At 64.5% G+C, this 26,756-nt stretch carries 25 protein-coding genes and 2 tRNA genes; 26 read left to right on the top strand and 1 reads right to left on the bottom strand.

The features are described 5' to 3' along the window. Positions 1-51 precede the first annotated feature (51 nt). Positions 52-3,285: a carbamoyl-phosphate synthase large subunit gene (gene carB / locus D573_RS0106215; RefSeq protein WP_018146245.1), complete on the top strand. Its 3,234-nt coding sequence runs from the start codon at positions 52-54 to the stop codon at positions 3,283-3,285. Beyond that, positions 3,282-3,761, top strand: a complete 480-nt coding sequence (greA, locus tag D573_RS0106210) for a transcription elongation factor GreA (protein ID WP_018146244.1) — start codon at positions 3,282-3,284, stop codon at positions 3,759-3,761. Before carB ends, greA begins: the two co-directional genes overlap by 4 nt. A 49-nt stretch (positions 3,762-3,810) precedes the next feature. Here greA and yhbY read toward each other — a convergent pair whose 3' ends face one another. Beyond that, on the bottom strand, positions 3,811-4,110 hold the full coding sequence (gene yhbY / locus D573_RS0106205; RefSeq protein ID WP_018146243.1) for a ribosome assembly RNA-binding protein YhbY: 300 nt from the start codon (positions 4,108-4,110) through the stop codon (positions 3,811-3,813). Positions 4,111-4,178: 68 nt separating this feature from the next. Here yhbY and rlmE point away from each other — a divergent pair, with 68 nt between their 5' ends. From rlmE to rimP, 24 genes are all read left to right on the top strand, one after another. Then, positions 4,179-4,805: a 23S rRNA (uridine(2552)-2'-O)-methyltransferase RlmE gene (gene rlmE / locus D573_RS0106200; RefSeq protein ID WP_018167907.1), complete on the top strand. Its 627-nt coding sequence runs from the start codon at positions 4,179-4,181 to the stop codon at positions 4,803-4,805. Between the two features lie 43 nt (positions 4,806-4,848). Beyond that, on the top strand, positions 4,849-6,828 hold the full coding sequence (ftsH, locus tag D573_RS0106195; RefSeq protein ID WP_018937957.1) for an ATP-dependent zinc metalloprotease FtsH: 1,980 nt from the start codon (positions 4,849-4,851) through the stop codon (positions 6,826-6,828). Between the two features lie 104 nt (positions 6,829-6,932). Next, positions 6,933-7,820, top strand: coding sequence for a dihydropteroate synthase (gene folP, locus D573_RS0106190; RefSeq protein ID WP_018937956.1), 888 nt, complete (start codon positions 6,933-6,935; stop codon positions 7,818-7,820). Then, positions 7,820-9,160, top strand: coding sequence for a phosphoglucosamine mutase (glmM, locus tag D573_RS0106185; RefSeq protein ID WP_018167905.1), 1,341 nt, complete (start codon positions 7,820-7,822; stop codon positions 9,158-9,160). Before folP ends, glmM begins: the two co-directional genes overlap by 1 nt. Positions 9,161-9,305: 145 nt before the next feature. Next, the gene (gene tpiA, locus D573_RS0106180; protein ID WP_018937955.1) at positions 9,306-10,073 is read left to right on the top strand and encodes a triose-phosphate isomerase; all 768 of its coding nucleotides are present in this window, start codon (positions 9,306-9,308) and stop codon (positions 10,071-10,073) included. Next, positions 10,070-10,453 (top strand): preprotein translocase subunit SecG, encoded by a 384-nt coding sequence (secG, locus tag D573_RS0106175; protein ID WP_018167903.1) that lies wholly within the window; start codon positions 10,070-10,072, stop codon positions 10,451-10,453. The genes tpiA and secG overlap by 4 nt, the downstream gene beginning before the upstream one ends. A 22-nt stretch (positions 10,454-10,475) precedes the next feature. Beyond that, a tRNA-Leu gene (locus tag D573_RS0106170) sits at positions 10,476-10,560 on the top strand. 265 nt (positions 10,561-10,825) lie between these two features. Then, positions 10,826-11,182, top strand: coding sequence for an NADH-quinone oxidoreductase subunit A (locus D573_RS0106165; RefSeq protein WP_018146236.1), 357 nt, complete (start codon positions 10,826-10,828; stop codon positions 11,180-11,182). Beyond that, complete coding sequence (locus D573_RS0106160) at positions 11,173-11,649, top strand: NADH-quinone oxidoreductase subunit B family protein (protein WP_012982122.1); 477 nt, start codon at positions 11,173-11,175, stop codon at positions 11,647-11,649. Before D573_RS0106165 ends, D573_RS0106160 begins: the two co-directional genes overlap by 10 nt. Positions 11,650-11,666: 17 nt before the next feature. After that, on the top strand, positions 11,667-12,386 hold the full coding sequence (locus D573_RS0106155) for an NADH-quinone oxidoreductase subunit C (protein WP_018146235.1): 720 nt from the start codon (positions 11,667-11,669) through the stop codon (positions 12,384-12,386). After that, complete coding sequence (locus D573_RS0106150) at positions 12,379-13,632, top strand: NADH-quinone oxidoreductase subunit D (RefSeq protein WP_018937954.1); 1,254 nt, start codon at positions 12,379-12,381, stop codon at positions 13,630-13,632. The genes D573_RS0106155 and D573_RS0106150 overlap by 8 nt, the downstream gene beginning before the upstream one ends. Beyond that, positions 13,632-14,162, top strand: a complete 531-nt coding sequence (gene nuoE, locus D573_RS0106145; protein WP_018167902.1) for an NAD(P)H-dependent oxidoreductase subunit E — start codon at positions 13,632-13,634, stop codon at positions 14,160-14,162. Before D573_RS0106150 ends, nuoE begins: the two co-directional genes overlap by 1 nt. A gap of 1 nt (position 14,163) precedes the next feature. After that, on the top strand, positions 14,164-15,444 hold the full coding sequence (gene nuoF, locus D573_RS0106140; RefSeq protein ID WP_018176461.1) for an NADH-quinone oxidoreductase subunit NuoF: 1,281 nt from the start codon (positions 14,164-14,166) through the stop codon (positions 15,442-15,444). 33 nt (positions 15,445-15,477) lie between these two features. After that, entirely contained in the window at positions 15,478-17,877 is a 2,400-nt protein-coding gene (nuoG, locus tag D573_RS0106135) for an NADH-quinone oxidoreductase subunit NuoG (RefSeq protein WP_018937953.1), read from the top strand. 12 nt (positions 17,878-17,889) lie between these two features. Continuing rightward, positions 17,890-18,954: an NADH-quinone oxidoreductase subunit NuoH gene (gene nuoH / locus D573_RS0106130; protein ID WP_018146230.1), complete on the top strand. Its 1,065-nt coding sequence runs from the start codon at positions 17,890-17,892 to the stop codon at positions 18,952-18,954. Between the two features lie 10 nt (positions 18,955-18,964). Beyond that, positions 18,965-19,453: an NADH-quinone oxidoreductase subunit NuoI gene (gene nuoI, locus D573_RS0106125; protein ID WP_018146229.1), complete on the top strand. Its 489-nt coding sequence runs from the start codon at positions 18,965-18,967 to the stop codon at positions 19,451-19,453. A 15-nt stretch (positions 19,454-19,468) separates the two neighbouring features. Then, positions 19,469-20,125, top strand: coding sequence for an NADH-quinone oxidoreductase subunit J (locus D573_RS0106120; protein ID WP_018167898.1), 657 nt, complete (start codon positions 19,469-19,471; stop codon positions 20,123-20,125). Positions 20,126-20,214: 89 nt separating this feature from the next. Continuing rightward, on the top strand, positions 20,215-20,520 hold the full coding sequence (gene nuoK / locus D573_RS0106115; protein ID WP_018141813.1) for an NADH-quinone oxidoreductase subunit NuoK: 306 nt from the start codon (positions 20,215-20,217) through the stop codon (positions 20,518-20,520). A gap of 6 nt (positions 20,521-20,526) precedes the next feature. Further along, entirely contained in the window at positions 20,527-22,536 is a 2,010-nt protein-coding gene (gene nuoL / locus D573_RS0106110) for an NADH-quinone oxidoreductase subunit L (protein WP_018146227.1), read from the top strand. A gap of 52 nt (positions 22,537-22,588) precedes the next feature. Then, positions 22,589-24,103 (top strand): NADH-quinone oxidoreductase subunit M, encoded by a 1,515-nt coding sequence (locus D573_RS0106105; RefSeq protein ID WP_018167897.1) that lies wholly within the window; start codon positions 22,589-22,591, stop codon positions 24,101-24,103. 13 nt (positions 24,104-24,116) lie between these two features. After that, positions 24,117-25,565, top strand: a complete 1,449-nt coding sequence (nuoN, locus tag D573_RS0106100) for an NADH-quinone oxidoreductase subunit NuoN (protein ID WP_018167896.1) — start codon at positions 24,117-24,119, stop codon at positions 25,563-25,565. 3 nt (positions 25,566-25,568) lie between these two features. After that, positions 25,569-25,913: a DUF2818 family protein gene (locus D573_RS0106095; RefSeq protein ID WP_026287928.1), complete on the top strand. Its 345-nt coding sequence runs from the start codon at positions 25,569-25,571 to the stop codon at positions 25,911-25,913. Between the two features lie 60 nt (positions 25,914-25,973). Further along, positions 25,974-26,050 (top strand) — tRNA-Met (locus tag D573_RS0106090). Between the two features lie 197 nt (positions 26,051-26,247). Further along, complete coding sequence (gene rimP, locus D573_RS0106085) at positions 26,248-26,703, top strand: ribosome maturation factor RimP (RefSeq protein WP_018176459.1); 456 nt, start codon at positions 26,248-26,250, stop codon at positions 26,701-26,703. Positions 26,704-26,756 lie beyond the last annotated feature (53 nt).

Genomic DNA, 26,756 nt, shown 5'->3' with positions numbered 1-26,756 from the left:
CCCGATTTTCCGACCGAATTTCCGATTTCGACAGCCTGCGAGAGCCGTCACATGCCCAAGCGTACCGACATCCAGAGCATCCTGATCCTCGGGGCCGGCCCGATCGTGATCGGTCAGGCCTGCGAGTTCGATTACTCCGGCGCCCAGGCCTGCAAGGCCCTGCGCGAGGAGGGCTACCGGGTGATCCTGGTGAACTCCAACCCGGCGACCATCATGACCGACCCCGAGATGGCGGATGCCACCTACATCGAGCCGGTGGACTGGCAGACGGTCGCCCAGATCATCGAGAAGGAGCGCCCGGACGCGGTGCTGCCGACCATGGGCGGGCAGACCGCGCTGAACTGCGCGCTGGACCTGTCCCGGGAAGGCGTGCTCGAGAAGTTCGGTGTGGAGATGATCGGTGCCAACGAGGCGGCGATCGATATGGCCGAGGACCGCGACCACTTCAAGGCGGCGATGGCTGATATCGGCCTGGATACGCCGACCGCGATGCTCGCGCACTCCTGGGAGGAGGCGCAGGAGATCCAGCCGAAGATCGGCTTCCCGGTGATCATCCGGCCGTCGTTCACCCTCGGTGGTTCGGGCGGCGGCATCGCCTACAACCGCGAGGAGTTCGAGTACATCGTCAAGAACGGGATCGATCTCTCGCCGGTGAACCAGGTGCTGCTGGAGGAGTCCGCGCTCGGCTGGAAGGAGTTCGAGATGGAGGTGGTCCGTGACAAGGCGGACAACTGCATCATCATCTGCTCGATCGAGAACCTCGATCCGATGGGTATCCACACCGGCGACTCGATCACCGTGGCCCCGGCGCAGACCCTGACCGACAAGGAATACCAGATCATGCGCGACGCCTCGCTGGCGGTACTGCGCAAGATCGGCGTGGAGACCGGCGGCTCCAACGTGCAGTTTGCGATCAACCCGGAGAACGGGCGCATGATCGTGATCGAAATGAACCCGCGGGTGTCGCGTTCCTCCGCGCTGGCCTCCAAGGCGACCGGCTTCCCGATCGCCAAGGTCGCGGCCAAGCTGGCGGTGGGCTACACCCTCGACGAGCTGAAGAACGACATTACCGGCGGTCTGACCCCGGCCTCGTTCGAGCCGTCCATCGATTACGTGGTCACCAAGATCCCGCGCTTCACCTTCGAGAAGTTCCCGCAGGCGGATGCACGCCTGACCACCCAGATGAAGGCGGTGGGCGAGGCCATGGCCATTGGCCGCACCTTCCAGGAGTCGTTCCAGAAGGCGCTGCGCTCGATGGAGACCGGCATGGACGGCCTCGACGAGCGCATCGATCTGACCGCCGATGACGTGACCGATCAGCTGCGCACGAAGCTCGCCAACCCCAGCCCCGAGCAGGTGCTGTACGTGGCCGATGCCTTCCGTGCGGGTTTCTCGATCCAGGATATCTTCGACCTGACCGCGATCGACCCCTGGTTCCTGGCCCAGATTCAGGAGCTGGTGGACGTCGAGAAGGGCGTGAAGGACCGCATCCTGGGCGAGATCAGCGCCGAGGAGATGTACCGTCTGAAACAGCGCGGATTCTCCGACCTGCGCCTGGCGAAACTGGTGAACGATACCGAGAAGGCGGTGCGCAAACACCGCCATGGACTGGGCGTGCGCCCGGTGTACAAGCGGGTGGATACCTGTGCGGCCGAGTTCGCGACCACCACGGCCTACATGTACTCCTCGTACGAAGAGGAGAACGAGGCGGATCCCACCGACAAGCAGAAGATCATGGTGCTGGGCGGCGGGCCCAACCGCATCGGTCAGGGCATCGAGTTCGACTACTGCTGCGTGCACGCCGCACTCGCGATGCGCGAAGACGGGTACGAGACCATCATGGTCAACTGCAACCCGGAGACCGTCTCCACCGACTATGACACCTCGGACCGGCTGTACTTCGAGCCGCTGACGCTGGAGGACGTGCTGGAGGTCGTGGCGACCGAGAAGCCGGCCGGCGTGATCGTGCAGTACGGTGGCCAGACGCCACTGAAGCTCGCGCGGGACCTGGAGGCCGCCGGCGTGCCGATCATCGGCACCAGCCCGGACTCCATCGACCTGGCCGAGGACCGCGAGCGCTTCCAGGCCCTGCTGAACAAGCTGGGGCTCAAGCAGCCGCCGAACCGCACCGCCCGCAGCGAGGAGGAGGCCGAGAAGCTGGCCGAGGAGATCGGCTACCCGCTGGTCGTACGTCCGTCCTACGTGCTCGGTGGGCGCGCGATGGAGATCGTGCGCGACCGCGAGGACCTGCGCAGCTACATGAAGAACGCGGTGTCCGTCTCCAATGATGCCCCGGTGCTGCTGGACCGCTTCCTGGATGACGCCATCGAGGTCGACGTGGACGCGATCTCGGATGGCGAGAACGTGATCATCGGCGGGATCATGGAGCACATCGAGCAGGCCGGCGTGCACTCGGGCGACTCCGCCTGTTCCCTGCCGCCGTTCTCGTTGTCCATGGAACTCCAGGACGAGATGGTCGAGCAGGTGCGCAAGATGGCACTGGGCCTGAAGGTCGTCGGCCTGATGAACACCCAGTTTGCGATCAAGGGCGACGATATCTACGTGCTGGAGGTGAATCCACGGGCCTCGCGCACCGTGCCGTACGTCTCCAAGAGCGTCGGACGGCCACTGGCCAAGATCGCCGCGCGTTGCATGGTCGGGCAGACCCTGCCCGAGCAGGGCGTGGGCGATGCGGTCTATCCGGACTATTATTCGGTGAAGGAATCGGTGTTTCCGTTCGCCAAGTTCCAGGGCGTGGACCCGATCCTGGGGCCGGAGATGAAATCCACTGGCGAGGTGATGGGGGTTGGGCGCAGTTTTGCCGAGGCGTTCGCCAAGAGCCAGCTGGGAGCGGGCGTACTGTTGCCGTCCACCGGCAAGGCCTTCGTGTCGGTGCGCGAGATCGACAAGCCGCACGTGGCGGAAGTGGCCCGGCGCCTGGTGGAGTTGGGCTTCGAGGTCCTGGCGACGCGTGGCACGGCGAACGTGCTGGAGGAAGCCGGCATTCAGGTGACGCGCGTGAACAAGGTCACCGAGGGTCGCCCGCACATCGTGGACATGATCAAGAACGACGAGATCAGCTTCATCATCAATACCGTGGAGGGGAAGCAGTCGACCTCCGACTCCTACACCATTCGCCGCGAGGCGTTGATGCACAAGGTGGGCTATACCACCACGATCGCCGGGGCCAAGGCCACCGTACAGGCCCTGGATCACCTGGGGGCGAATGACGTCTTCCGGCTGCAGGACCTCCACCAGGAAAATCTCGGAGGGAAAAGCGCATGAACAAGACGCCCTTGACCGTGACTGGCGCGGAAAAGATGAAGGAAGAGCTGAAGAAGCTGAAGGGCGAGGATCGCCCGCGCGTGGTCAACGCGATCTCCGATGCGCGCGAGCACGGCGACCTCAAGGAGAATGCCGAGTACCACGCGGCACGCGAACAGCAGAGCTTCATCGAGGGCCGCATCCGCGAGCTGGAGTCGAAGCTCTCCAACGCCCAGATCATCGACGTGGCCACCCTGCCGCAGACCGGCAAGGTGGTGTTCGGGACCACCGTGGTGCTGGAGGCGACTGCGGACGGGCGCCAGGTCACCTACAAGATCGTTGGTGACGACGAGGCCGATATCAAGAACAACATGATCTCGGTGTCTTCGCCGATTGCGCGGGCGCTGATCGGCAAGGAAGAAGGCGACGTCGTGACCGTGCAGGCCCCGGGCGGGGAGACGGAATACGAGATCCTGGAGGTTCGCTACGTCAACTGATGACGCGGCGGGTCCCGGTCGCGCTCAGGGGCGCAACCGGGCGGTGGGGTCAGGCCGGGTCCAGGGAGACCTTCGGGTCATCCGGGTTGCGGCGGAACAGGGTGGCGACATAGCCGACGCGTTGCACTCGCGCGGCGCCGGTGCGTTCACAGAGCTCTTCCACGGTGCCGTTGCGGACCTCGCGGTCGCCGATGTTCACCTTGATCTTGACCAGCTCGTGGTGGGTCAGCGCCAGCTCCAGCTCCGCCAGTACGGCATCAGTCAGCCCATTGCGGCCAATGGTCACGATGGGCTTGCGCGGATGGGCGAGGCTGCGCAGATGGCGGCGTTGCGCGTCGGTCAGATTCACAGGAGGCCATTTTTCAGTGTTTAAACATCAAAATTGTAGCATGCCGTCCGCAGCTGCGAGGCCGCTCAATGCCCAAGCGTAGCCGCTCCAGTCAGCGCTGGTTGAAGGAGCATTTCGACGATCCCTACGTCCAGCGGGCCCAGCAGGAGGGTTACCGCGGGCGGGCGGTGTACAAGCTGCAGGAGATCGATGAGCGCGATCGGCTGCTGAAACCCGGCATGCGCGTGGTGGACCTCGGCGCGGCACCGGGCGGCTGGACGCAGTACGCCGCTCGGAAGATTGGCCGCAAGGGCGTGCTGATTGCCACGGACATCTTGCCGATGGACCCGGTGCCGGGCGCGGAGATCGTCACCGGCGACTTCCGCGAGGACGCCGTGCTGGACGCGATACTTGCCCTGGTGGGCGATGAGCGTGCCGATCTTGTGCTTTCCGACATGGCCCCCAACCTGACCGGGACGGGTGCGGTGGATCTGCCGCGTTCGATCCATCTTTGTGAACTGGCGCTGGACTTGGCGACACGCATTCTGAACCCCGGGGGCGCATTTCTGGTCAAGCTGTTTCAGGGTGAAGGTTCTGATGCCTATCTGGCCGAGGTGCGTCGGCGGTTCGGCTCGGTAAAGGTGCGCAAGCCGAAGGCATCGCGGCCACGGTCACGCGAAGTGTACGTATTGGCGCGTGAGCCCCGGGATGTGTAAAGCTGCCAAAAGCTAACGATTAAATGTTCTTCGAGGTGTCGTTTTGAACGGTCTGGCCAAGAATCTGATCATCTGGGCGGTAATTGCCGTCGTCCTGATGTCCGTCTTCAACAACTTCGGCCCGCAGCAGCAGACGCAGGATGTTCGGAGCATTACGTACTCCGAGTTCATCCGCGACGTGCAGGGCGGTCGCGTGGACAACGTGACCATCAAGGGTGAGAAGATCGAGGGTACGACGATCGAGGGCCAGGCGTTTACCACGGTGAACCCGAACGACCCCGGTCTGATCGGCGACCTGCTGCAGAACAACGTGGAGCTGAACGCCCACGAGGAAGCCGAGCGCTCCCTGCTGATGAGCATCCTGATCAGCTGGTTCCCGATCCTGTTGCTGATCGCCGTGTGGATCTACTTCATGCGCCAGATGCAGGGCGGTGGTGCCGGTGGCAAGGGCGCGATGTCCTTCGGCAAGTCCAAGGCCAAGCTGATGTCCGAGGACCAGGTCAAGGTCAGCTTCAATGACGTGGCCGGCTGCGACGAGGCCAAGGAGGAGGTGACCGAGCTGGTCGACTTCCTGCGCGACCCGTCCAAGTTCCAGAAGCTGGGTGGCCAGATTCCGCGCGGCGTGCTGATGGTCGGCTCTCCGGGTACCGGCAAGACGCTGCTGGCCAAGGCGATTGCCGGCGAGGCCAAGGTGCCGTTCTTCAGCATCTCCGGTTCCGATTTCGTCGAGATGTTCGTTGGCGTGGGCGCCTCGCGCGTGCGCGACATGTTCGCCGAGGCCAAGAAGCACGCCCCCTGCATCATCTTCATCGACGAGATCGACGCGGTCGGTCGCCAGCGTGGTGCCGGCATGGGCGGCGGTCACGACGAGCGTGAGCAGACCCTGAACCAGCTGCTGGTCGAGATGGACGGCTTCGAGGGCACCGAGGGGGTTATCGTGATTGCCGCGACCAACCGTCCGGACGTGCTGGATCCGGCGCTGCTGCGCCCGGGTCGCTTCGACCGCCAGGTGGTGGTGCCGCCGCCGGACGTACGCGGTCGCGAGCAGATCCTCAAGGTGCATATGAAGAAAACGCCGATCTCCGACGACGTGCGTCCGGATCTGATCGCGCGCGGCACGCCGGGTTTCTCCGGCGCGGATCTGGCCAACCTGGTCAACGAGGCGGCGTTGTTTGCGGCGCGCTCCAACAAGCGCCTGGTGGACATGTCCGACTTCGAGCGCGCCAAGGACAAGATCATGATGGGCGCCGAGCGCAAGTCCATGGTGATGTCCGAGGACGAGAAGAAGCTGACCGCCTACCATGAGGCCGGCCACGCGATTGTTGGCCTGACGGTGCCGGAGCACGACCCGGTCTACAAGGTCAGCATCATCCCGCGTGGGCGGGCCCTGGGCGTGACCATGTTCCTGCCCGAGGAGGACCGCTACAGCCACTCGAAGACGCGTCTGGAGAGTCAGCTGGCGAGCCTGTTTGGCGGGCGTCTGGCAGAAGAGATTATCTTCGGCAATGACAAGGTGACCACCGGAGCCTCGAACGATATCGAGCGCGCCACTCAGATCGCCCGCAACATGGTCACCAAGTGGGGCCTGTCGGAAAAGCTCGGCCCGCTGGATTACGGTGAGGAAGAAGGGCATCCGTTCCTGGGTGGGCAAATGGGCAAGTCGAAGCCGATGTCCGACGACACTGCGCGCCAGATCGATGCCGAGGTCCGTCACATCATCGATGCGAACTACCAGCATGCGAAGCAGATCCTGGTCGACAATATCGATACGCTGCACGCGATGGCGCGGGCACTGATGAAATACGAGACCATCGACGACAAGCAGATCGCGGACATCATGGCCGGGCGCGAGCCCCGCGAGCCGGCGGATTGGGATAGCGGCGGCGGTTCCGGTGGCTCGGCGCAGGCCAGCGACGAGGCCGAGGGTGGTGCCTCGGATGCCGATCGCGACGCCAAGGACGGCTCCGATGGCCGGGGTGATGATGACAAGGGTGTGGTCGGCGGTCCTGCGCCGCAGTCCTGATCCGTCCACTTTGTGACCGGGCTTGGATCCGGTCGCTGCCACTGGCCGCCAGGCCCTCGTCCTGGCGGCCTTTTTCGTTGGGTACTCACAGGAGAACGCCGATCGTGCCGACTGACGCACCGGTACTGCAATGCGGGGGGCACGCCCTGGACCTCGGGCAGCCGCGCATCATGGGGATTCTGAACGTTACCCCGGACTCGTTCTCCGACGGTGGCCAGTACGCGCGGGTGGAAGATGCGCTGATGCGGGCCCGCGCCATGGTCGCGGAGGGGGCGGAGATCCTTGACGTGGGCGGCGAATCCACTCGCCCCGGTGCGGCGCCAGTGGCGCTGGAGGATGAGCGTCAGCGCGTGCTTCCGGTCATCGAAGCCCTGCGCGCGGAACTGGATGTTCCGCTGTCCGTGGACACCATGAAGCCGGAGATGATGCGCGAGGCGGTTGCCGTCGGTGCCGGGATGCTGAATGACGTGAACGGCTTTCGCACCGAAGGGGCGCTGGCGGTCGCGATGGGGGCGGCCCGCGAGCGTGGCGTAGCGCTTTGCGCGATGCACATGCAGGGCGATCCGCAGTCGATGCAGCGGGCGCCGCGTTACGACGATGTGGTGGACGAGGTGCGCGCCTTCCTCGAGCAGCGGGTGGCGGAATTGTTGCGGGGCGGCGTGCCGCGCGGCCAGATCCTGCTGGATCCGGGCTTCGGCTTCGGCAAGACCCTGGAGCACAACGTCGCGCTGTTTCGCGGCCTGCCGCGCCTGGCGGCCTCCGGCTTGCCGCTGCTGGTGGGCGTCTCGCGCAAGTCGATGATCGGTCAGCTGCTGGATGACCGTCCGGTCGCTGACCGGGATCCCGGCAGTGCCGTGGCGGCCCTGTTGGCGGCACAGGCCGGTGCGCGTGTCCTGCGTGTGCACGATGTCTCGGCGACCCGTGATGCCCTGGCGCTATACTCAGCGTTGCGACCGGATGGTGGCGACGGACAGGACAATCGAGGGAACTGATGGGCAAGTATTTCGGAACCGACGGCATCCGTGGGCGCACCGGCGACTGGCCGATGACGCCGGAGTTTGCGCTGCGCCTCGGGTATGCCGTGGGCGAGGTGCTGGGCGAGAACGGCCACCGCCAGGGGCCGGTCCTGGTGGGCAAGGACACGCGCGTGTCCGGCTACATGTTCGAGTCGGCGCTGGAGGCCGGGCTGTCCGCCGCCGGGCTGGATGTCGCGTTGCTGGGACCGATGCCGACCCCGGCCATCGCCTACTTGACGCATACCTTCCGTGCCACTGCGGGCGTCGTCATCAGTGCCTCGCACAACCCATTCCACGACAACGGGTTCAAGTTCTTCACCCCCGAGGGCGACAAGCTGCCGGATGCGACCGAGGCGGCCATCGAGGCGCGTCTCGATCAGCCGGCACAGCCCATCAATAGTGCGCGTCTGGGCAAGGCCGTGCGCATCCAGGATGCCGCTGGACGCTACGTTGAGTTCTGCAAGAGCGCGATCCCGGCGCGTTCCGAGCTGCGTGGGATGAAGATCGTCATCGATTGTGCCCACGGCGCGACCTACAACGTCTCCCCGCACGTGTTCGAGGAGCTGGGGGCGCAGGTCGAGATCCTCGGCGCCAGTCCGGACGGCTACAACATCAACGACGGGGTCGGCGCCCTGCACCCGGAGAACGTCGCCGAACAGGTGCGGGCAACCGGGGCGGATCTCGGGATCGCGCTGGACGGCGACGGTGACCGGGTGATCCTGGCCGATGCCGACGGCACCGTGGTCGATGGGGACCAGATCCTCGGTATCCTGGCCCTGGCGCGGCAACAGGCCGGGGGCTTCGACGGCGGTGTGGTCGGGACCCTGATGACCAACCTGGGGCTGGAGCAGGCCCTGGGGGGCGCCGGCATCCCGTTCGTGCGTGCGAAGGTCGGGGATCGCTATGTCCTGGAGGAGCTCCGCCGTCGCGACTGGACCCTGGGCGGCGAGGGGTCGGGGCATATTGTCTGTCTGGAGCACACCACGACCGGCGACGGTACGGTGGCGGCGTTGCAGGTTGCACACCTGATGCACCGTACCGGTCAGCCGCTCTCGGCGCTCGCAGCGGCCATTCCCAAGTTGCCGCAGTGCCTGATCAACGTGCCCGTCAGCGGTGCCGCGGCCGGCTGCCTGGAGGCCGAGCCAGTGCGCGCCGAGGTCGCCGCGGTGGAAGATCAGCTCGGCCAGCGTGGCCGGGTCCTGCTGCGTCCCTCCGGTACCGAGCCCCTGGTGCGGGTGATGGTTGAGGGCGAAGATGTCGACGAGACCCGCTCGGCCGCCGAGCGCATCGCGGACAGCATCCGGGCGGCGATCTGATTGCCGCAACCAAGCCTCGCCTGCGCGCCCCGCGACGGCTTGGTTGATTTGCTACCGGTGCGCCGGTAACATCCCGCCGCTCTAATCATCATGATCGGACCCCGTGTATCTGCGGGGTTCGGCCGATCGCAGGAGGAGGATCCGCATGCGCACGCCGCTGGTCGCCGGAAACTGGAAGATGAACGGTTCGCGGGACGCGAACCGCGCGCTCCTGTCCGCCCTGAAGGGCAGCCTGGGCGACATCCGGGGCGTGGACGTGGCGGTCTGCCCGCCCGCGGTCTACCTCGCCGAAATCGCGAACGACCTGTCCGGTGGCCCCATCGCCGTCGGCGCGCAGGATTGTTCCGACCAGGAAAAGGGTGCCTACACCGGCGAACTGGCCGGCTCCATGCTGGCCGAGGTGGGCTGCCGCTATGTGATCGTCGGGCATTCCGAGCGCCGCGAGCGGCAGAACGAGGACAATGCCTGGGTGGCAGCCAAGTTCGTTGCGGCGCAGGCCGCCGGGCTGACCCCGATCCTGTGTGTGGGCGAGCAGAAGGCCGACCGCGAAGGCGGGCGCACCGAGACTGTGGTGGCCGAGCAGCTCGATGCGGTCCTGGATGCGGCCGGAGTCGAGGCGTTCGCCGGCGCCGTGATCGCCTACGAGCCGGTTTGGGCGATTGGCACCGGTTTGACCGCCACGCCGGAACAGGCCCAGGAAGTGCATGCATTCATCCGCAACCGTGTTGCGGGTCGCGACCCGCAGGTCGCAGCCGATCTTCGGATCCTCTACGGTGGCAGCATGAAAGCCGATAATGCGGCCGGCCTCCTGGCGCTCGAGGACATCGACGGCGGTTTGATCGGTGGTGCCTCGCTGGATGCCGACGCATTTTCCGCCATTGCCCGCGCCGCGGGCGAGCAGGTCGCGGCATGATTTACGGCCTGCTCCTGGTGGTCCAGGTCGCGGTATCGCTTGGCCTGATCGCGCTGATCCTGATGCAGCACGGCAAGGGCGCCGACGCGGGCGCGGCCTTCGGCAGCGGCGCATCGGCGACGGTGTTCGGTGCGGCCGGGTCGGCCAACTTCCTGAGCCGCTCGACGGCCGTGCTGGCGGTGGTCTTTTTCCTCAACAGCCTGACGCTGGCGTATCTGGCGGCATCCAGCCCGGAGGCCGAGAGCCTGCTGGACCAGATGGAGGCGATGGAAGAAGAGGGCGATGGTCCGCCGGATCTCCCGCCCGAAGTGCTCCCGGGGCAAGAGCCCCCGGGTGGCAGCGGCCCGCAATCCGGCCGGCCGGCCGATGTGCCCGATTGAGATCCGGTACCTGTACGAATTGGCAGATGTGGTGGAATTGGTAGACACGCTATCTTGAGGGGGTAGTGGCGCAAGCCGTGTGGGTTCGAGTCCCACCATCTGCACCAAATACTCGTTGCCCCGGGCGGTTGAATATCTGTCGGCGCCCGGGGTAATTAACAATAAAAACAGCATCTTATAAAATTACGAATACTTGACACCGTTTTTGGGCATCACCTAGACTCCGTGCCCGGTGTACGGCTCTGCCGCGTCTGTGCGGGACCGAGTCGTACCCGCGCTTTCAACCAGCAACGCTGAACGGCTCGCCGGCGCGCTCGATCCACGCGACGCCTCGCGAACCTGCCCGCCTGAGGCGGCGTACGGGAGAGAGAAATGCTGGAAGGTTATTTACCCATCCTGCTGTTCATCGCAGTAGGCATCGTGATCGGCGTCGTGCCGCTGGTGGTCGGTATGGCCGTGGGTCCGCACAAGCCGGACGCGGCGAAGAATTCGCCCTACGAGTGCGGCTTCGAGGCCTTCGAGGATTCGCGGCTGAAGTTCGATGTCCGCTTCTACCTGGTTGCGATCCTGTTCATCATCTTTGATCTCGAGATCGCGTTTCTCTTCCCGTGGGCCGTGTCGCTAGACACCATTGGCCTGTTCGGGCTTCTTGCGATGGCCCTGTTTCTTGTCATTCTGGTCGTCGGTTTCATCTACGAGTGGAAGAAGGGGGCGCTGGAATGGGAATAGAAGGCGTTCTTGAGAAGGGCTTCGTCACCACCTCGGCGGACAAGCTCATCAACTGGGCCCGCACCGGGTCGCTCTGGCCGATGACCTTCGGTCTCGCGTGCTGCGCGGTGGAGATGATGCATGCCGGTGCCGCGCGCTACGACCTCGACCGCTTCGGGATCATCTTTCGGCCGAGCCCGCGCCAGTCGGACGTGATGATTGTGGCCGGCACCCTGGTCAACAAGATGGCGCCGGCTCTGCGCAAGGTCTACGACCAGATGCCCGAGCCGCGCTGGGTGATCTCCATGGGGTCCTGCGCCAACGGGGGCGGGTACTACCACTACTCCTACGCGGTGGTGCGCGGATGCGACCGCATCGTGCCGGTGGATGTCTACGTGCCGGGGTGTCCGCCGACGGCGGAGGCGCTGCTCTACGGCATTATCCAGCTGCAGAACAAGATCCGGCGCACGAACACGATCGCGCGCTGACGCACCCGGGGTAGCAGATGGCTGAACAAGACAACTGGACCGACGCCCTGCGGGCGGAACTGGGCGATGCCCTGGAAAGCCTGCACGAGGCGAACGGCGAGATTACCGTCGATATCGCACCGGGCTCCTGGCGCGAGGCGGGCGAGAAGCTGCGCGACGCCCTGGGCTTCGAGATCCTGATCGACCTGTGCGGGGTGGACTACCTCGAATACGGGCAGGACGAATGGGGCACCGACTCCGCCACCAATACGGGCTTTTCCCGCGGTGTCGAAGCGGCGACCTCCGGGCGTTTCACCTTCGATGATGCGCCGGAAGATTCCAACTGGGACGGCCCGCGGTTCACCGTGGTGGCTCACCTGCTGTCGCTCGAACATAACCGCCGCGTGCGGATGCGCGCCTGGCTCAGTGACGAGGAGTTCCCCGAGGTCGAATCCCTCGTGGACGTCTGGGCCTCGGCCAACTGGTTCGAGCGCGAGGCCTTCGATCTGTTCGGCATCCTGTTCTCCGGGCATCCGGACCTGCGCCGCATCCTCACGGACTACGGCTTTGTGGGGCATCCGTTCCGCAAGGACTTCCCGCTGATCGGGCATGTCGAGATGCGTTATGACGCCGAGCAGGCCCGTGTGGTGTACCAGCCGGTGACGATCGAGCCGCGCGTGCTGGTGCCCAAGGTGATCCGCGCCGACCATCGCTACAGCGAGGGCGAGAAGCCGGGCGAAGGAGCCGAGAATGCCTGAGATTCGCAACTTCACCCTCAACTTCGGGCCGCAGCATCCCTCCGCCCACGGCGTATTGCGCCTGGTGCTGGAGATGGATGGCGAGGTGGTGCAGCGGGCCGACCCGCACATCGGCCTGCTGCATCGCGGCACCGAGAAGCTCGCGGAGAGTAAGCCGTACAACCAGTCGATCGGCTACATGGACCGTCTGGACTACGTGTCCATGATGGCCAACGAGCACGGCTACGTGCTCGCGATGGAAAAGCTGCTGGGCATCGAGGCCCCGCTGCGCGCGCAGTACATCCGGGTGATGTTCGACGAGATCACCCGCATCCTGAACCACCTGATGTGGCTGGGGGCGCATGCGCTGGATATCGGCGCCATGGCGGTGTTCCTGTACGCCTTCCGTGAGCGCGAGGACCTGATGGACTGCTACGAGGCGGTCTCGGGTGCGCGCATGCACGCGACCTATTACCGCCCCGGCGGTGTCGCGCGGGACCTGCCCGGCACGATGCCGAAGTATCAACCGTCCTCCTGGAAGTCGCAGGAGGTGGTGGATGACCTGAACAAGATCCGTCAGGGCTCGTTGCTGGACTTCATCGAGGCGTTTACCGAGCGCTTCCCCGGCTGCGTGGACGAGTACGAGACCCTGCTGACCGATAACCGGATCTGGAAGCAGCGCACCGTCGGGATCGGCGTGGTCGACGCGGATCGTGCGAAGCAGCTGGGCTTCACCGGCCCGATGCTGCGCGGCTCGGGCATCGAGTGGGACCTGCGCAAGAAGCAGCCCTACGAGGTCTACGACCGTCTCGACTTCGACATCCCGGTGGGCACCAACGGCGATTGTTACGACCGCTACCTGGTGCGCATCGAGGAGATGCGTCAGTCGAACCGCATCATTCGTCAGTGTGTGGACTGGCTGCGCCAGAATCCGGGCCCGGTGCTCCTCGAGGATCACAAGATCACCCCGCCGAAGCGCGAGGAGATGAAGGCCGATATGGAGGCCCTGATCCACCACTTCAAGCTGTTCACCGAGGGCATGTGCCTGCCGGAAGGCGAGGCCTACGCGGCGATCGAGCATCCGAAGGGCGAGTTCGGGGTCTACCTGGTCTCGGATGGTTCCAACAAACCGTATCGTCTGAAGGTCCGTCCGCCGGGCTTTGTGCACCTGTCCGCGCTGGACGAGATGGCGCGCGGCCACATGCTGGCCGACGTGGTCGCCATCATCGGGACCCAGGACATCGTATTCGGGGAGATCGACCGCTGATGGCTGCCGAACAGAAAACTGTCGCCTTCCACAAGCACGCCGCGAAGAAGGTCGAGCTGAGCGCGCACGAGCGCGAAGAGATCGACGCCTGGCTGGCGCGCTATCCCGAGGATCAGAAGCGCTCGGCCGTTCTGGGCGCACTGCGTGCGGTGCAACACGAGGATGGCTATCTCTCCACCGCGAAGATGGACGCCGTGGCCGACTATCTCGGGCTGCCGGCGATCGCGGTGTACGAGGTGGGTTCGTTCTACTCCATGTACGAACTGGAGCCGGTGGGCAAGCACACCATCATGGTGTGCGACAACATCTCCTGCATGCTGCGCGGCGCCGAGCCGATCATCGAGCACCTCGAGAAGCGTCTGGGCATCAAACGCGGCGAGAGTACACCGGACGGCAAGTTCTACCTGAAGCTGGAAGAGGAGTGCCTTGCAGCCTGTTGCGGCGCCCCGATGATGCAGGTGGACCACAAGTACTACGAGAATCTCACCCCCGAGCGGGTCGACGAGATCCTCGACGGTCTGGAGAAGTAGCATGGCCAACCAGATCTGCTTTGCGACGCGTTACCTGGACAACGCCGCCGCGCTCGAGACCTACAAGAGCGTCGGCGGCTATCAGGCGCTGGAGAAGGTCTACAAGGGCAAGATGGCCCCCGAGGACGTGATCGAGGAGGTCAAGACCTCCAACCTCCGCGGCCGCGGAGGTGCGGGTTTCCCAACCGGTCTCAAGTGGTCGTTCATGCCGCGCAACAGCCCGGGGCAGAAGTACATCGTCTGCAACTCGGATGAATCCGAGCCGGGTACCTGCAAGGATCGCGAGATCCTGATGTACAACCCGCATGCGCTGATCGAGGGCATGGCGATCGCTGGGTACGCGATCGGCGCGACGGTGGGCTACAACTACATGCGCGGCGAGTTCATGGACGAAGTGAACACGCGCTTTACGGCCGCGCTGCAGGAGGCCTACGAAGCCGGCTACCTCGGCAAGGACATCTTCGGCTCGGGGGTGGACTTCGATCTGCATCCGTCGCTGGGGGCGGGCGCCTATATCTGCGGCGAAGAGACGGCGCTGCTGGAATCGCTGGAAGGCAAGAAGGGCCAGCCGCGCTTCAAGCCCCCGTTTCCGGCCAACTACGGCCTGTACGGCAAGCCGACCACGATCAATAACACCGAGTCGCTCGCCTCGATCCCGTCGATCATCCGCAACGGCGGCCAGTGGTTCGCGGATCTGGGTGTGCCCAAGTCCGGGGGCGAGAAGCTGTTCTCGGTGTCCGGGCACGTGAACAAGCCGGGCAACTTCGAGATCCCACTGGGCACTCCGTTCAAGGATCTGCTGGAAATGGCCGGCGGTGTGCTGAACGGGCGCAAGCTGAAGGCGGTGATCCCGGGCGGATCATCGGTGCCGGTGGTACCGGGCGACGTGATGCTGAAAGCCAACATGGACTTCGATTCCATCGCGCATGCCGGCTCCATGCTGGGCTCCGGGGCGGTGATCGTGATGGACGAGACCGCTGACATGGTGAAGTCCCTGCAGCGGATCTCTCGCTTCTATTTCTCCGAGTCCTGTGGCCAGTGCACGCCCTGCCGCGAGGGGACCGGCTGGCTCTACCGCATGCTCACTCGCATCGTCGAGGGCCAGGGCCGACCCGAGGACCTGGAACGGCTGGACGACGTGGCCAGCAAGATCGAGGGCCATACCATCTGCGCCCTGGGCGACGCCGCCGCCATGCCGGTGCGCAGCTTCGTCAAGCATTTCCGCCACGAATTCGAATACTACATCCAGCACGGCCGGAGCCCGGTGGCAGACGCCGCCTGACGCTCTACCGCGCCATCGCATCAGGAATCGAGCATGAGTCAGGATCAGAAACAAGATCTGGTCAGCATCGAGATTGACGGCCGTACGGTGGAGGCGCCCAAGGGCGCCATGCTCATCGATGTCGCCGATGATGCCGATATCCGCATTCCGCGGTTCTGCTACCACAAGAAGCTGTCGGTGGCGGCCAACTGCCGTATGTGTCTGGTCGAGGTGGAAAAGGCGCCCAAGCCGCTGCCGGCCTGCGCCACGCCGGTGATGGACGGCATGAAGGTGTACACCCAGTCCCCGCTGGCGCTACGCGCGCAGAAGGGGACCATGGAGTTCCTGCTGATCAACCATCCGCTGGACTGCCCGATCTGTGACCAGGGCGGCGAGTGCGAGCTGCAGGACGTGGCCATGGGCTACGGCGAGAGCGTGTCCACCTATACCGAAGCCAAGCGCGTGGTGAAGGACAAGGACATCGGTCCGCTGATCGAGACCGAGATGACCCGCTGCATCCACTGCACCCGTTGTGTGCGCTTCGGCGAGGAGATCGCCGGGGTGCGCGAGCTGGGCGCGACCGGACGCGGCGAGCACATGCGCATCGGCACCTACGTCGAGAAGACCGTGGCCCACGAGCTCTCCGGCAACGTGATCGACCTGTGCCCGGTGGGGGCGCTGACCGCCAAGCCGTCGCGCTACAGCGCGCGTGCCTGGGAATACGCGCAGGCGGCGACGATTGCCCCGCATGACGCGGTCGGCTCCAACCTGTTCCTGCATACTGACGACGGCCGTGCGATGCGGGTCGTCCCGCGCGAGAACGACGCGGTCAACGAGACCTGGATCTCCGACCGCGATCGCTTCAGCTACACCGGTCTGTATGCGGAGGATCGACTGACCCGCCCACGGATCAAGGTCGACGGCCAGTGGCAGGAGGTCTCCTGGGAGACCGCATTGAGCTACGCCGTCGAGGGCCTGAAGGATGTGGCCCCGGATCGCATCGGTGCGCTGCTGTCGCCCTCGCTTTCGCTGGAAGAACACTACCTGGCGCAAAAGGTGTTGCGGGGCATGGGTGTCACCGACATCGATCACCGCGTGAATCAGCGCGATTTCCGCGACGAGGCGGCGGCCCCGCTGTTCCCGTATCTGGGGGTCGCAATTGGCGAGCTCGAAAATGCGGATGCCGTTCTGCTGGTGGGCAGCAACCCGCGTCGCGAGCAGCCGTTGCTGGCACACCGCCTGCGCAAGGCGGCCTCGCGTGGTGCACATGTGAGCCTGATCAACGACATGCTGCTGGACCTGACCTATCCGGTTCAGGCCCAGCTGGTCGGCGACGAGCATGACCAGGTCCTGGCGCTCGCCGGGATCGCCGGGCAGCTCGCCGCGGCCGGCAAGTCGCTGCCCAAAAAGCTGGAGAAGATCGTCAAGGCGGCCGCGACAGACGACGGCGAGACGCGGGAAGCCTTCGAACGCGCAGCCCGGGCGCTGCTGGACGCGAAGCGAGGCCATGTGCTGCTGGGCGTCGCCGCAATCAACGGGCCAGCCTTTGCCACGTTGCGGGCCCTGGCAGGCTGGATCGCCAAACATACCGGTGCCAGCCTGGGCTACCTGCCGCAGGGCGCGAATGCCGCGGGTGCCTGGCTGGCTGGCGTCCTGCCGCATCGTGGCCCGGGTGGGGCGGAGCTGGATGTCGCCGGTACGAATGCCGCCGAGATGCTCGAGCAGGGACGCGATGCATTCGTGATCGCCGGGCTGGAGCCGGGCCGCGATGGGGTCGATCCGGTGGCCTTCCAGGCAGCCCTGGAGCGTGCCGGTCTGGTGGTCGCCCTGAACAGCTTCGCCACACCTGAACTGGAGGCTGTGGCAGATGTGCTGCTGCCGATCGCCACAAGCTTTGAGCAATCCGGGACCTTCGTGAACGCCGAGGGCCGTTGGCAGAGTTTCCGCGCCGCCTCGCGCGCCCCCGATGACGCCCGGCCGGGCTGGAAGGTCTGGCGCGTGCTCGGCAATCTGCTCGACCAGAGCGGCTTCGATTACCTGGATTCGCCCGCGGTGCGGGACGAGCTGAAGGGCCAGCTGGCGGAAGCCAGCTTCGATACCGGTGTCAACCTCAACAAGGTGCAGGTAGAGGTGCCCGAGGCCGGCGCGGGCGACGGGCTGTACCGTGTGCAGGCGGCCGCGCTCTACAGCGGTGATCCGCTGGTGCGCCGTGCCGAGCCGCTGCAGACCAGCCCCGAAGGGCTGCTGGCCGAGAGCGTGCTGGTGCATCCCGAGTCTGCCGGCGAGCACGCCCATGGCAGCCGCGTGCGACTGCGTCAGGGCAAGGCCGAAACGGAATTGACCCTGTTGCTGGACGATTCGGTGCCGCCGGGTCTGGCCGTGACCTTTGCGGGTTCCGCGGCCATGGGGGCCCTCGGCCTGCCGAACACCACGGTCACGCTGGCGCGGGCCTGAGGGACTTAAGACATGTTCGACTGGATGATGAACCTCTTCTACAGCCTTCCGACGGTCATGCAGATCCTGATCGGCATTCAGCTGATCGTGATTCCGCTGATGCTGGCCGTGGCCTACACGACCTTCGCCGAACGCAAGGTCATCGGTTACGCCCACGTGCGCATCGGCCCGAACCGGGTGGGCCCGCGCGGCTGGTTGCAGCCGATCGCGGACGCCCTGAAGCTGTTGACCAAGGAGGTCATCCTCCCGACCAACGCTAATCGCTTCCTGTTCCTCAGCGCCCCGGTGCTTACGATTGCGCCGGCTTTGGCGGCCTGGGCGGTGGTTCCGTTTTTCGACGGCGGGGCCCTGGCGGACGTGAACGCCGGCCTGCTGTATCTGCTGGCCCTGACCTCCCTCGGTGTGTACGGCATTATTATCGCGGGCTGGGCCTCGAACTCGAAGTACGCGCTGCTGGGCTCGCTGCGCTCGGCCGCGCAACTGGTCTCCTACGAGATCGCGATGGGCTTTGCCCTGGTGGGCGTGCTGATGGCCGCCGGCACCCTGAACGTGGGCGGGATTATCGAGGCGCAGTCCGGGAGCATGTACCACTGGTTCCTGCTGCCGCTGCTGCCGATGTTCTTCGTGTACTTCATCTCCGGGATCGCGGAGACCAACCGTGCGCCCTTCGACGTCGCGGAGGGCGAGTCCGAGATCGTGGCCGGGTTCCATGTGGAATACTCCGGCATGGCGTTCGCGGTGTTCTTCCTGGCCGAATACGCCAACATGATCCTGATCTCGGCGCTGACCGCGATCCTGTTCCTGGGGGGGTGGCTGTCGCCGTTCCAGGGCATCCTGCCGGCCGCCGTGTTCGACTGGCCGGTGATCGGGGCGCTGCTGGATCACGGGATTCACTGGTTCCTGTTCAAGACCGCGGTGTTCCTGTTCGCCTTCCTGTGGTTCCGCGCCACCTTCCCGCGCTATCGCTATGACCAGATCATGCGCCTGGGCTGGAAGGTCCTGATCCCGGTGACCATCGTCTGGCTGTTTGTCGAGGGCGTGCTGGTCGCGTTCAACGTCGGCCCGTGGTTCGCCTGAGGAGATCGTGATGAAAGCCGTGCGCCGTTTCTTCAAGAGTTTCCTGTTCTTCGAGCTGCTGCTGGGGCTGCGCCTGACCGGGCGTTACCTGTTGAGCCGCAAGTTCACCGTGCAATACCCGGACGAGAAGACGCCGATGTCGCCGCGCTTCCGCGGACTGCACGCCCTGCGCCGTTATCCCAACGGCGAAGAGCGCTGCATCGCCTGCAAGCTGTGCGAGGCGGTGTGCCCGGCGCTGGCAATCACCATCGACTCCGAGGAGCGCGACGACGGCACGCGGCGGACCACGCGCTACGACATTGACCTGTTCAAGTGCATCTTCTGCGGCTTCTGCGAAGAGGCCTGTCCGGTGGATTCCATCGTAGAGACGCATCTGTTCGAGTACCACTTCGAGAACCGGGGCGAGCAGATCATGACCAAGGACAAGCTCCTGGCCATTGGTGACCGCTTCGAGAAAGAGATCGCGCAGGCCCGCGCGGTCGACGCCCCCTACCGGTAACGCAGGGAACGCCTCATGACCTTCGAGCTTGTCCTTTTCTACCTGTTCGGTGCGATGCTGCTGGGAGGTGCGCTGGCGATGATCAGCGTGCGCAACCCGGTGCATGCGGCGCTGTTCCTGGTGCTTTGCTTTGTTGCCGCTGCGGCATTGTGGGTCATGGCGGAGGCCGAGTTCCTGGGCATCGTCCTGGTGCTGGTGTACGTCGGCGCGGTCATGGTGCTGTTCCTGTTCGTGGTGATGATGCTGGACATCAACCTCGCCAAACTGCGCGAGGGCTTCGCCGAGTATCTGCCGGCGGGGATCGTGGTCGCGCTGGCCATGGCCACCGTGCTGGTGCTGGTGATTACCCGCTACATCACCATGGACGCCCCCGAGCGCGCCGGCCCCGAGTACGCCAACACCGAGGCCCTGGGCGCGATCCTGTACACCGAGTACGTCTATCCGTTCGAGATCGCCGCGGTCATCCTGCTGGTCGCGATCATCGCCGCGATCTCGCTGACCATGCGCAAGCGGCCGGACAACAAGTCGATCGACCCGGGCAAGCAGATGGCGGTCTCCCGCGAAGGGCGGGTGCGCATGGTCGCCATGCCGTCGGAGAAGAAAGAAGCCCCGCGCCGGGGTGCGCAGGGTTCCGGGGCGAACGCCCCGGGCAGGGACGACGGCTCGAAGTAGGCACACCGAGTACACAGGCATCCCGGCCGCGCGCCGGGACCCGGACACCGGGGGCGGCCAACGTCCCCGAAAGAACTCAGGGCTAGAACATGATTACGCTAGAGCACTACCTGGTGCTGGCCGCGCTTTTGTTTTCCATTAGCGTGGCCGGGATCTTCCTGAACCGGAAAAACGTGATCGTGCTGTTGATGTGCATCGAGCTGATGATGCTCGCGGTGAACATCAACTTCATTGCCTTCTCGTTCTTCCTGCAGGACCTCGCGGGCCAGGTGTTCGTGTTCTTCATCCTGACCGTCGCCGCGGCCGAGGCGGCCATCGGCCTCGCCATCCTGGTGTTGCTGTTCCGTAATCGCGGAACCATCAACGTCCAGGACATGGATGCAATGAAGGGATAAACGGCCATGGATACGATCTATCTGCTCATTGTTCTGGCGCCGCTGTTCGGCGCGATCGCCGCCGGCCTGTTCGGTCGCCAGATTGGCCGTGCCGGGGCGCACACCGTCACCATCCTGGGGGTGGCGGTGTCGTTCATCCTGTCTGTGGTGGTCTTCTGGGCGCATGTCTTCGGGGATGCCGGGGTCTACAACGAGACCCTCTACACCTGGCTGGTGTCGGACGGCATCCAGTTCGAAGTCGGGTTCCTGGTCGACAACCTGACCGCGATGATGATGCTCGTGGTCACCTTCGTCTCCCTGATGGTGCACATCTACACCATCGGGTACATGAAGGACGATCCGGGCTATCAGCGCTTCTTTGCGTACATCTCGTTGTTCACCTTCTCCATGCTGATGCTGGTGATGGCGAACAACTTCATGCAGCTGTTCTTCGGCTGGGAGGCCGTGGGACTGGTCTCCTATCTGCTGATTGGCTTCTGGTACAAGCGCCCGACCGCGACCTACGCGAACATGAAGGCGTTCATCGTGAACCGGGTCGGGGACTTCGGTTTCCTGATCGGTATCGCCGCGCTGGTGTTCTACACCGGCAGCCTCAACTACACCGAGGTGTTCGCCGAAGGCCAGGCGATGAGCGAGGCCACGATCACCATCTGGCCGGGCTGGACCTTCGGCCTGCTGGACCTGGCCCTGATCTTCCTGTTCATCGGTGCGATGGGGAAATCCGCACAGGTGCCGCTGCACGTCTGGCTGCCGGATTCCATGGAAGGCCCGACGCCGATCTCCGCGCTGATCCACGCGGCCACCATGGTGACCGCGGGCATCTTCATGGTCGCGCGCATGTCGCCGCTGTACGAGTTCTCGGTCGCGGCGCTGTCGTTCATTCTCATCATCGGCGCGATCACTGCGTTCTTCATGGGCCTGATCGGGCTGGTGCAGAACGACATCAAGCGCGTGGTCGCCTATTCGACGTTGTCCCAGCTGGGTTACATGACCGTGGCTCTGGGTGCGTCGGCCTACGCCGCGGGGCTGTTCCACCTGATGACCCACGCCTTCTTCAAGGCGCTGCTGTTTCTGGCGGCCGGGTCGGTGATCATCGCCATGCACCACCTGCAGGACATGCGCGCGATGGGCGGCCTGCGTCGGTACATGCCGATCACCTACGTGACGGCGCTCATCGGGTCACTGGCGTTGATCGGCTTTCCGTTCTTCTCCGGGTTCTTCTCCAAGGACGCGATCATCGAGGCGGTGGGCTATTCCGAAACCCCGGGCGCCACGTTCGCCTACTGGCTGGTGCTGGCCGGGGTGTTCGTCACCGCGCTATACACCTTCCGCATGTTCTTCATGGTGTTCCATGGCGAGGAGCGCTATGACCAGGCGCACAAGTACATGCCGGACCACGGCGACGAACACGACGATGAGCATGGTGATGACCACCACCACGGTCCGTTGCAGCCGAAGGAGTCGCCGTGGGTGGTGACCGTGCCGCTGATCCTGCTGGCGATCCCGTCGGTCGTGGCTGGCTACTTCATCGGTCCGATGTTGTTTGGTGACTTCTTCGCCAACAGCCTGTTCGTGTTGCCGGAGCAGGATGTGCTGGCGACCAAGGGCGAGACCTACACCGGGGTCATCGGGTTTGTACTGCACGGTCTGATGCTGCCGGCGTTCTGGCTGGCCATGGCCGGCCTGGCGACCGCCTGGTACCTGTACATGAAGCGGCCGGAACTGCCGGCATTGATCGCCGAGCGCCTGAAGCTCGGGGTGCGCATCCTCGAGGACAAGTACGGCTTCGACCGCTTCAACGACTGGTTCTTTGCCGGCGGGTCGGTGCGTCTCGGGCGGGCGCTGTGGCGCTATGGTGACGCGCTGATCATCGACGGCTTGCTGGTCAATGGCACGGCGCGCTCGATCGGCTGGATCTCGTCGCGTGTCCGCCACATGCAGTCCGGCTTCCTCTACCACTACGCGTTCGTGATGATCATCGGCCTGCTGGTCCTGATGTTCGCCTTCGTGATCTGAGCGGCTTCGACACCCATGCGCTCGAAGCCCATCGCTGTTTCAAGGAACGACCATGTTTGCTGACTGGCCTATCTTGAGTCTGTTGATCTGGCTGCCGATTCTCGGTGGCTTCCTGGTGCTCGCCGCCGGGCGCGACGCGCCCCATGTGGCGCGTCGGCTCGGGCTCGCGGTGGCCGTAGCGACCTTTGTCGTCAGCCTGCCGCTCTGGTTCGTGTTCGAGCGGGGGACCGCCGAGATGCAGTTCCAGGAGCTGGCCTCCTGGATCCCGGCGTTCAACGTGAACTACCACCTGGGTGTGGACGGCATCTCCATGCCGCTGATCCTGCTGACCACGCTGATCACCGTGGTCGTGGTGGTTGCCGCGTGGGAATCGGTGAAGGACCGCATCGCCTACTACATGGCGGCGATGCTGGTGATGGAAGGCCTGATGATCGGCATGTTCGCATCGATGGATGCGGTGCTGTTCTACGTGTTCTTCGAGGCGATGCTGATCCCGATGTTCCTGGTGATCGGGATCTGGGGCGGTCCGCGGCGCGTCTACGCCACCCTCAAGTTCTTCCTCTACACCTTCCTCGGTTCGGTGTTCATGCTGGTCGCGCTGATCTGGATGTACATCCAGTCCGGCAGCTTCCTGATCCAGGATTTCCATGCCCTGCAGATCGGCCTGACCGCGCAGATCCTGATCTTCCTCGCGTTCTTCATGGCGTTCGCGGTGAAGATCCCGATGTTCCCGGTGCATACCTGGCTGCCGGATGCCCATGTGGAAGCGCCCACCGGCGGCTCGGTGATCCTGGCCGCGATCATGCTGAAGATCGGGGGCTATGGCTTCCTGCGCTTCTCGCTGCCGATCACCCCGGATGCCAGCGCCGTGCTCGACACCATGATGATCGTGCTGTCGCTGATCGCCATCGTCTACATCGGCCTGGTGGCGTTGATCCAGAGCGACATGAAGAAGCTGATCGCGTATTCGTCGATCGCGCACATGGGCTTCGTGACCCTCGGCTTCTTCCTGGCCTTCTACATCTACTCCAACACCGGTGACTGGGAAGGCGCCTCGCTGGGTATCGCCGGCGGCATGGTGCAGATGATCTCGCATGGCTTCATCTCGGCGGCGATGTTCCTCGCGGTGGGGGTGCTGTACGACCGCCTGCACAGCCGGCAGATCGCCGATTACGGCGGCGTGGTGAACACCATGCCGTGGTTCGCCGCGTTCTTCGTGCTGTTCGCCATGGCCAACACCGGCCTGCCGGGCACGTCCGGATTCGTCGGCGAGTTCATGGTCATCCTGGCCGCGTTCAAGGCGGATTTCTGGATCGCCTTCCTCGCCGCTACCACCCTGATCCTGGCCGCTGGCTACACCCTGTGGCTGGTCAAGCGCGTGATCTTCGGCGCGGTGGCCAATGAGAACGTGGCCGGTCTTTCCGACATGAATCGCCGCGAGTTCTTCCTGATGGGCGTGCTGGCCTTCTTCACGCTGCTGCTGGGCGTATGGCCGGCCCCGCTGCTGGATGTGATGAACGCGACCATCGACCACCTCGTGGCGCATATCGCGCAGTCGAAGCTCTGAAGGGGCGCCTGACATGAATTTCGAGATCCCCAATTTCCTCCCCGCCGTGCCCGAGATGTTCGTGCTCGGGATGGCGTGCCTGATCCTGGTGATCGACGCGTTCCTGCCGGATTCGCGGCGTGATGTCACCTACGGCCTGGTGCAGGCGACCCTGGTCGCGGCGGCGGGTCTGACACTGTGGATGATGGGGCCGGAGACGGTCCTGACCTTCTCGGATACCTTCGTGAAGGACCCGATGGCCGACATCCTGAAGGTGGCGGTGTACGTGACCAGCTTCCTGGTCTTCCTGTATGCCCGTCCGTACCTGATGGAGCGCGGTATCCACAAGGGCGAGTTCTACGTGCTGGGCCTGTTCGCGGTGCTCGGCATGATGATCATGATCTCGGGGCACAACCTGCTGACCCTGTACCTGGGCCTGGAGTTGCTGTCGCTGTCGTCCTACGCGCTGGTCGCATTCTGGCGCGACAACTCGCGCGCCACCGAGGCGGCCATGAAGTACTTCGTGCTGGGCGCGCTGGCATCCGGTTTGCTGCTCTACGGCATGTCCATGATCTATGGCATGACCGGTTCGCTGGATATCGCGGTGATCGCCGCCGAATTGGTGGCTGCGGACGAGAGCATGAACGTCCCGCTGGTCTTCGGTCTGGTGTTCCTGGTGGTCGCCATCGCGTTCAAGCTGGGGGCGGTGCCGTTCCATATGTGGGTGCCGGACGTCTACGACGGCGCGCCCACCGCGGTCACGCTGTTCATCGCCACGGCGCCGAAGATTGCGGCATTCGCCTTCCTGATGCGGCTGCTGGTGGAAGGCATGGGGCCACTGCACGCTGACTGGCAGGGCATGCTGATTATCCTCGCGGTCCTATCGCTCGCCGTGGGCAATGTGATCGCGATCGCCCAGACCAGCATCAAGCGCATGCTGGCCTATTCGACCATTGCCCATATCGGGTTCCTGTTCATGGGGATCCTGGCGGGCACCGACAGCGGGTACGCCTCGGCCATGTTCTACGTGATCGTCTACGCGATCACGGCCGCCGGTGGTTTCGGGATGATCGTGTTCCTGTCGCGCAAGGGGTACGAAGCGGACCAGATCGATGACTTCAAGGGGCTCGCCAAGCGCAACCCCTGGTTTGCGTTCATCATGCTGCTCCTGTTGTTCTCCATGGCCGGTGTACCGCCGACGGTCGGCTTCTACGCCAAGCTGGCGGTGATCCAGGCCGCCGTGGGCGCGGAACTGGTCTGGCTGGCGATCGTCGCGGTGATCTTCTCGATCATTGGCGCCTTCTACTACCTGCGTGTGGTCAAGATGATGTTCTTCGACGACCCCCAGGAAGGTGCCGAGGAGCCGGTCCAGCCGTCCGGTGCGCTGGCCGCTGCGCTTAGCATTAATGGGCTTGCGGTGCTGCTGTTGGGAATTTTCCCGGGTCTGCTGCTGTCTTTAACCCACTACGCAATTATCGGGTAACTCGTGACACAGTGGATTCCGTTTGATGTTCTAGTCTGGGGGTTTGTGGTGGTGGCGTTTATCAGCGCCAACCTGCCCTGGCTCAGTGATCGTATCGGCCTGATGGTGGTGCCGGAGAGTGGCATCAAGGGGCCGTGGACCCGCATTGGCGAATGGCTGGTGCTGTATATCGTGATCGGCGCCATCGGGAAGGGGCTGGAGTTCCAGGCGACCGGCGGTATCCATCCGCAGGGTTGGGAGTTCTACGTTATCACCCTGTCGCTGTTCGCGATGTTTGCCCTGCCCGGATACATCTGGCGCTACGACCTGCGTCCACACCTGCGGGCTGGCCAGCGCCGGGCACGGTAAATAATCGGCGACAGCCCTTGCGGGGCGGGTCGCCGCTTTGGTATAGTTCTGCGTCTCGGATGCGGGGTGGAGCAGTCTGGCAGCTCGTCGGGCTCATAACCCGAAGGTCGCAGGTTCAAATCCTGCCCCCGCTACCAATTGTCAGAGAGGCCCCGTACGGGGCCTTTTTGTTAAGGGTCTTCGCCCGGTGTGGTGAATCGCCCTTGGGCCGCGCTCCCGCGCGCCTCGCAGCACCCAAGGTGTTGCTGTCATCTGGAGAGGTGTACGAGGGGCGTTCGGCGCCCTTTTTTTGTTTCCGGGTCCCGCCAAAGGGACGGAGTCGATCGAGACGCCCTTGTCGCAGAAGGCTGAACAACTGAAAACACTGCTGACCCCGGTTGTCGAGGGGGAAGGCATGCAGCTGTGGGGGCTGGAGTACCACTCCGGTTCCACGCCGCCTGTCGTGCGGATCTATATCGATGGCGAGAATGGCGTCACGGTGGACGATTGCGCGCGCGTCAGCGATCAGGCCGGTGCGGTCATCGAGGTCGAGGAGGCTCTGAAGGGGAACTACACCCTGGAGGTGTCCAGCCCCGGTATCGAACGCCCTCTGTTTACCCCCGAGCAGTTCCGGAGCTACATCGGTCATCCGGTGAAGGTGCGTCTGGCATGGCCGGAGCATGACCGCCGCAATTTCCGTGGCGTACTGCTGTCGGTGGAAGATCCGATGATCGAGGTGGAAGTGGACGGCATGGCCTACGAGCTGCCGCTGGCCGCGATCCACAACGCGCGTGTCCTTGAGCAGCTATAAAAAATAGCTGTAGTCCAGGGCGCTGCTACGCTTTTTGTTGAATCGGCAGGCAA

It is taken from the genome of Thioalkalivibrio sp. AKL9 (assembly GCF_000377825.1).
Lineage (GTDB): Bacteria > Pseudomonadota > Gammaproteobacteria > Ectothiorhodospirales > Ectothiorhodospiraceae > Thioalkalivibrio > Thioalkalivibrio versutus.
This window is presented reverse-complemented; position numbering and strand designations above follow the sequence as displayed.

Coding starts and splice junctions, on each gene's coding strand:
- carB (WP_018146245.1), top strand. CDS start 52: ATGCCCAAGCGTACCGACATCCAGAGCATCCTGATCCTCGGGGCCGGC.
- greA (WP_018146244.1), top strand. CDS start 3,282: ATGAACAAGACGCCCTTGACCGTGACTGGCGCGGAAAAGATGAAGGAA.
- rlmE (WP_018167907.1), top strand. CDS start 4,179: ATGCCCAAGCGTAGCCGCTCCAGTCAGCGCTGGTTGAAGGAGCATTTC.
- glmM (WP_018167905.1), top strand. CDS start 7,820: ATGGGCAAGTATTTCGGAACCGACGGCATCCGTGGGCGCACCGGCGAC.
- tpiA (WP_018937955.1), top strand. CDS start 9,306: ATGCGCACGCCGCTGGTCGCCGGAAACTGGAAGATGAACGGTTCGCGG.
- secG (WP_018167903.1), top strand. CDS start 10,070: ATGATTTACGGCCTGCTCCTGGTGGTCCAGGTCGCGGTATCGCTTGGC.
- D573_RS0106165 (WP_018146236.1), top strand. CDS start 10,826: ATGCTGGAAGGTTATTTACCCATCCTGCTGTTCATCGCAGTAGGCATC.
- D573_RS0106160 (WP_012982122.1), top strand. CDS start 11,173: ATGGGAATAGAAGGCGTTCTTGAGAAGGGCTTCGTCACCACCTCGGCG.
- D573_RS0106155 (WP_018146235.1), top strand. CDS start 11,667: ATGGCTGAACAAGACAACTGGACCGACGCCCTGCGGGCGGAACTGGGC.
- D573_RS0106150 (WP_018937954.1), top strand. CDS start 12,379: ATGCCTGAGATTCGCAACTTCACCCTCAACTTCGGGCCGCAGCATCCC.
- nuoE (WP_018167902.1), top strand. CDS start 13,632: ATGGCTGCCGAACAGAAAACTGTCGCCTTCCACAAGCACGCCGCGAAG.
- nuoF (WP_018176461.1), top strand. CDS start 14,164: ATGGCCAACCAGATCTGCTTTGCGACGCGTTACCTGGACAACGCCGCC.
- nuoG (WP_018937953.1), top strand. CDS start 15,478: ATGAGTCAGGATCAGAAACAAGATCTGGTCAGCATCGAGATTGACGGC.
- nuoH (WP_018146230.1), top strand. CDS start 17,890: ATGTTCGACTGGATGATGAACCTCTTCTACAGCCTTCCGACGGTCATG.
- nuoI (WP_018146229.1), top strand. CDS start 18,965: ATGAAAGCCGTGCGCCGTTTCTTCAAGAGTTTCCTGTTCTTCGAGCTG.
- D573_RS0106120 (WP_018167898.1), top strand. CDS start 19,469: ATGACCTTCGAGCTTGTCCTTTTCTACCTGTTCGGTGCGATGCTGCTG.
- nuoK (WP_018141813.1), top strand. CDS start 20,215: ATGATTACGCTAGAGCACTACCTGGTGCTGGCCGCGCTTTTGTTTTCC.
- nuoL (WP_018146227.1), top strand. CDS start 20,527: ATGGATACGATCTATCTGCTCATTGTTCTGGCGCCGCTGTTCGGCGCG.
- D573_RS0106105 (WP_018167897.1), top strand. CDS start 22,589: ATGTTTGCTGACTGGCCTATCTTGAGTCTGTTGATCTGGCTGCCGATT.
- nuoN (WP_018167896.1), top strand. CDS start 24,117: ATGAATTTCGAGATCCCCAATTTCCTCCCCGCCGTGCCCGAGATGTTC.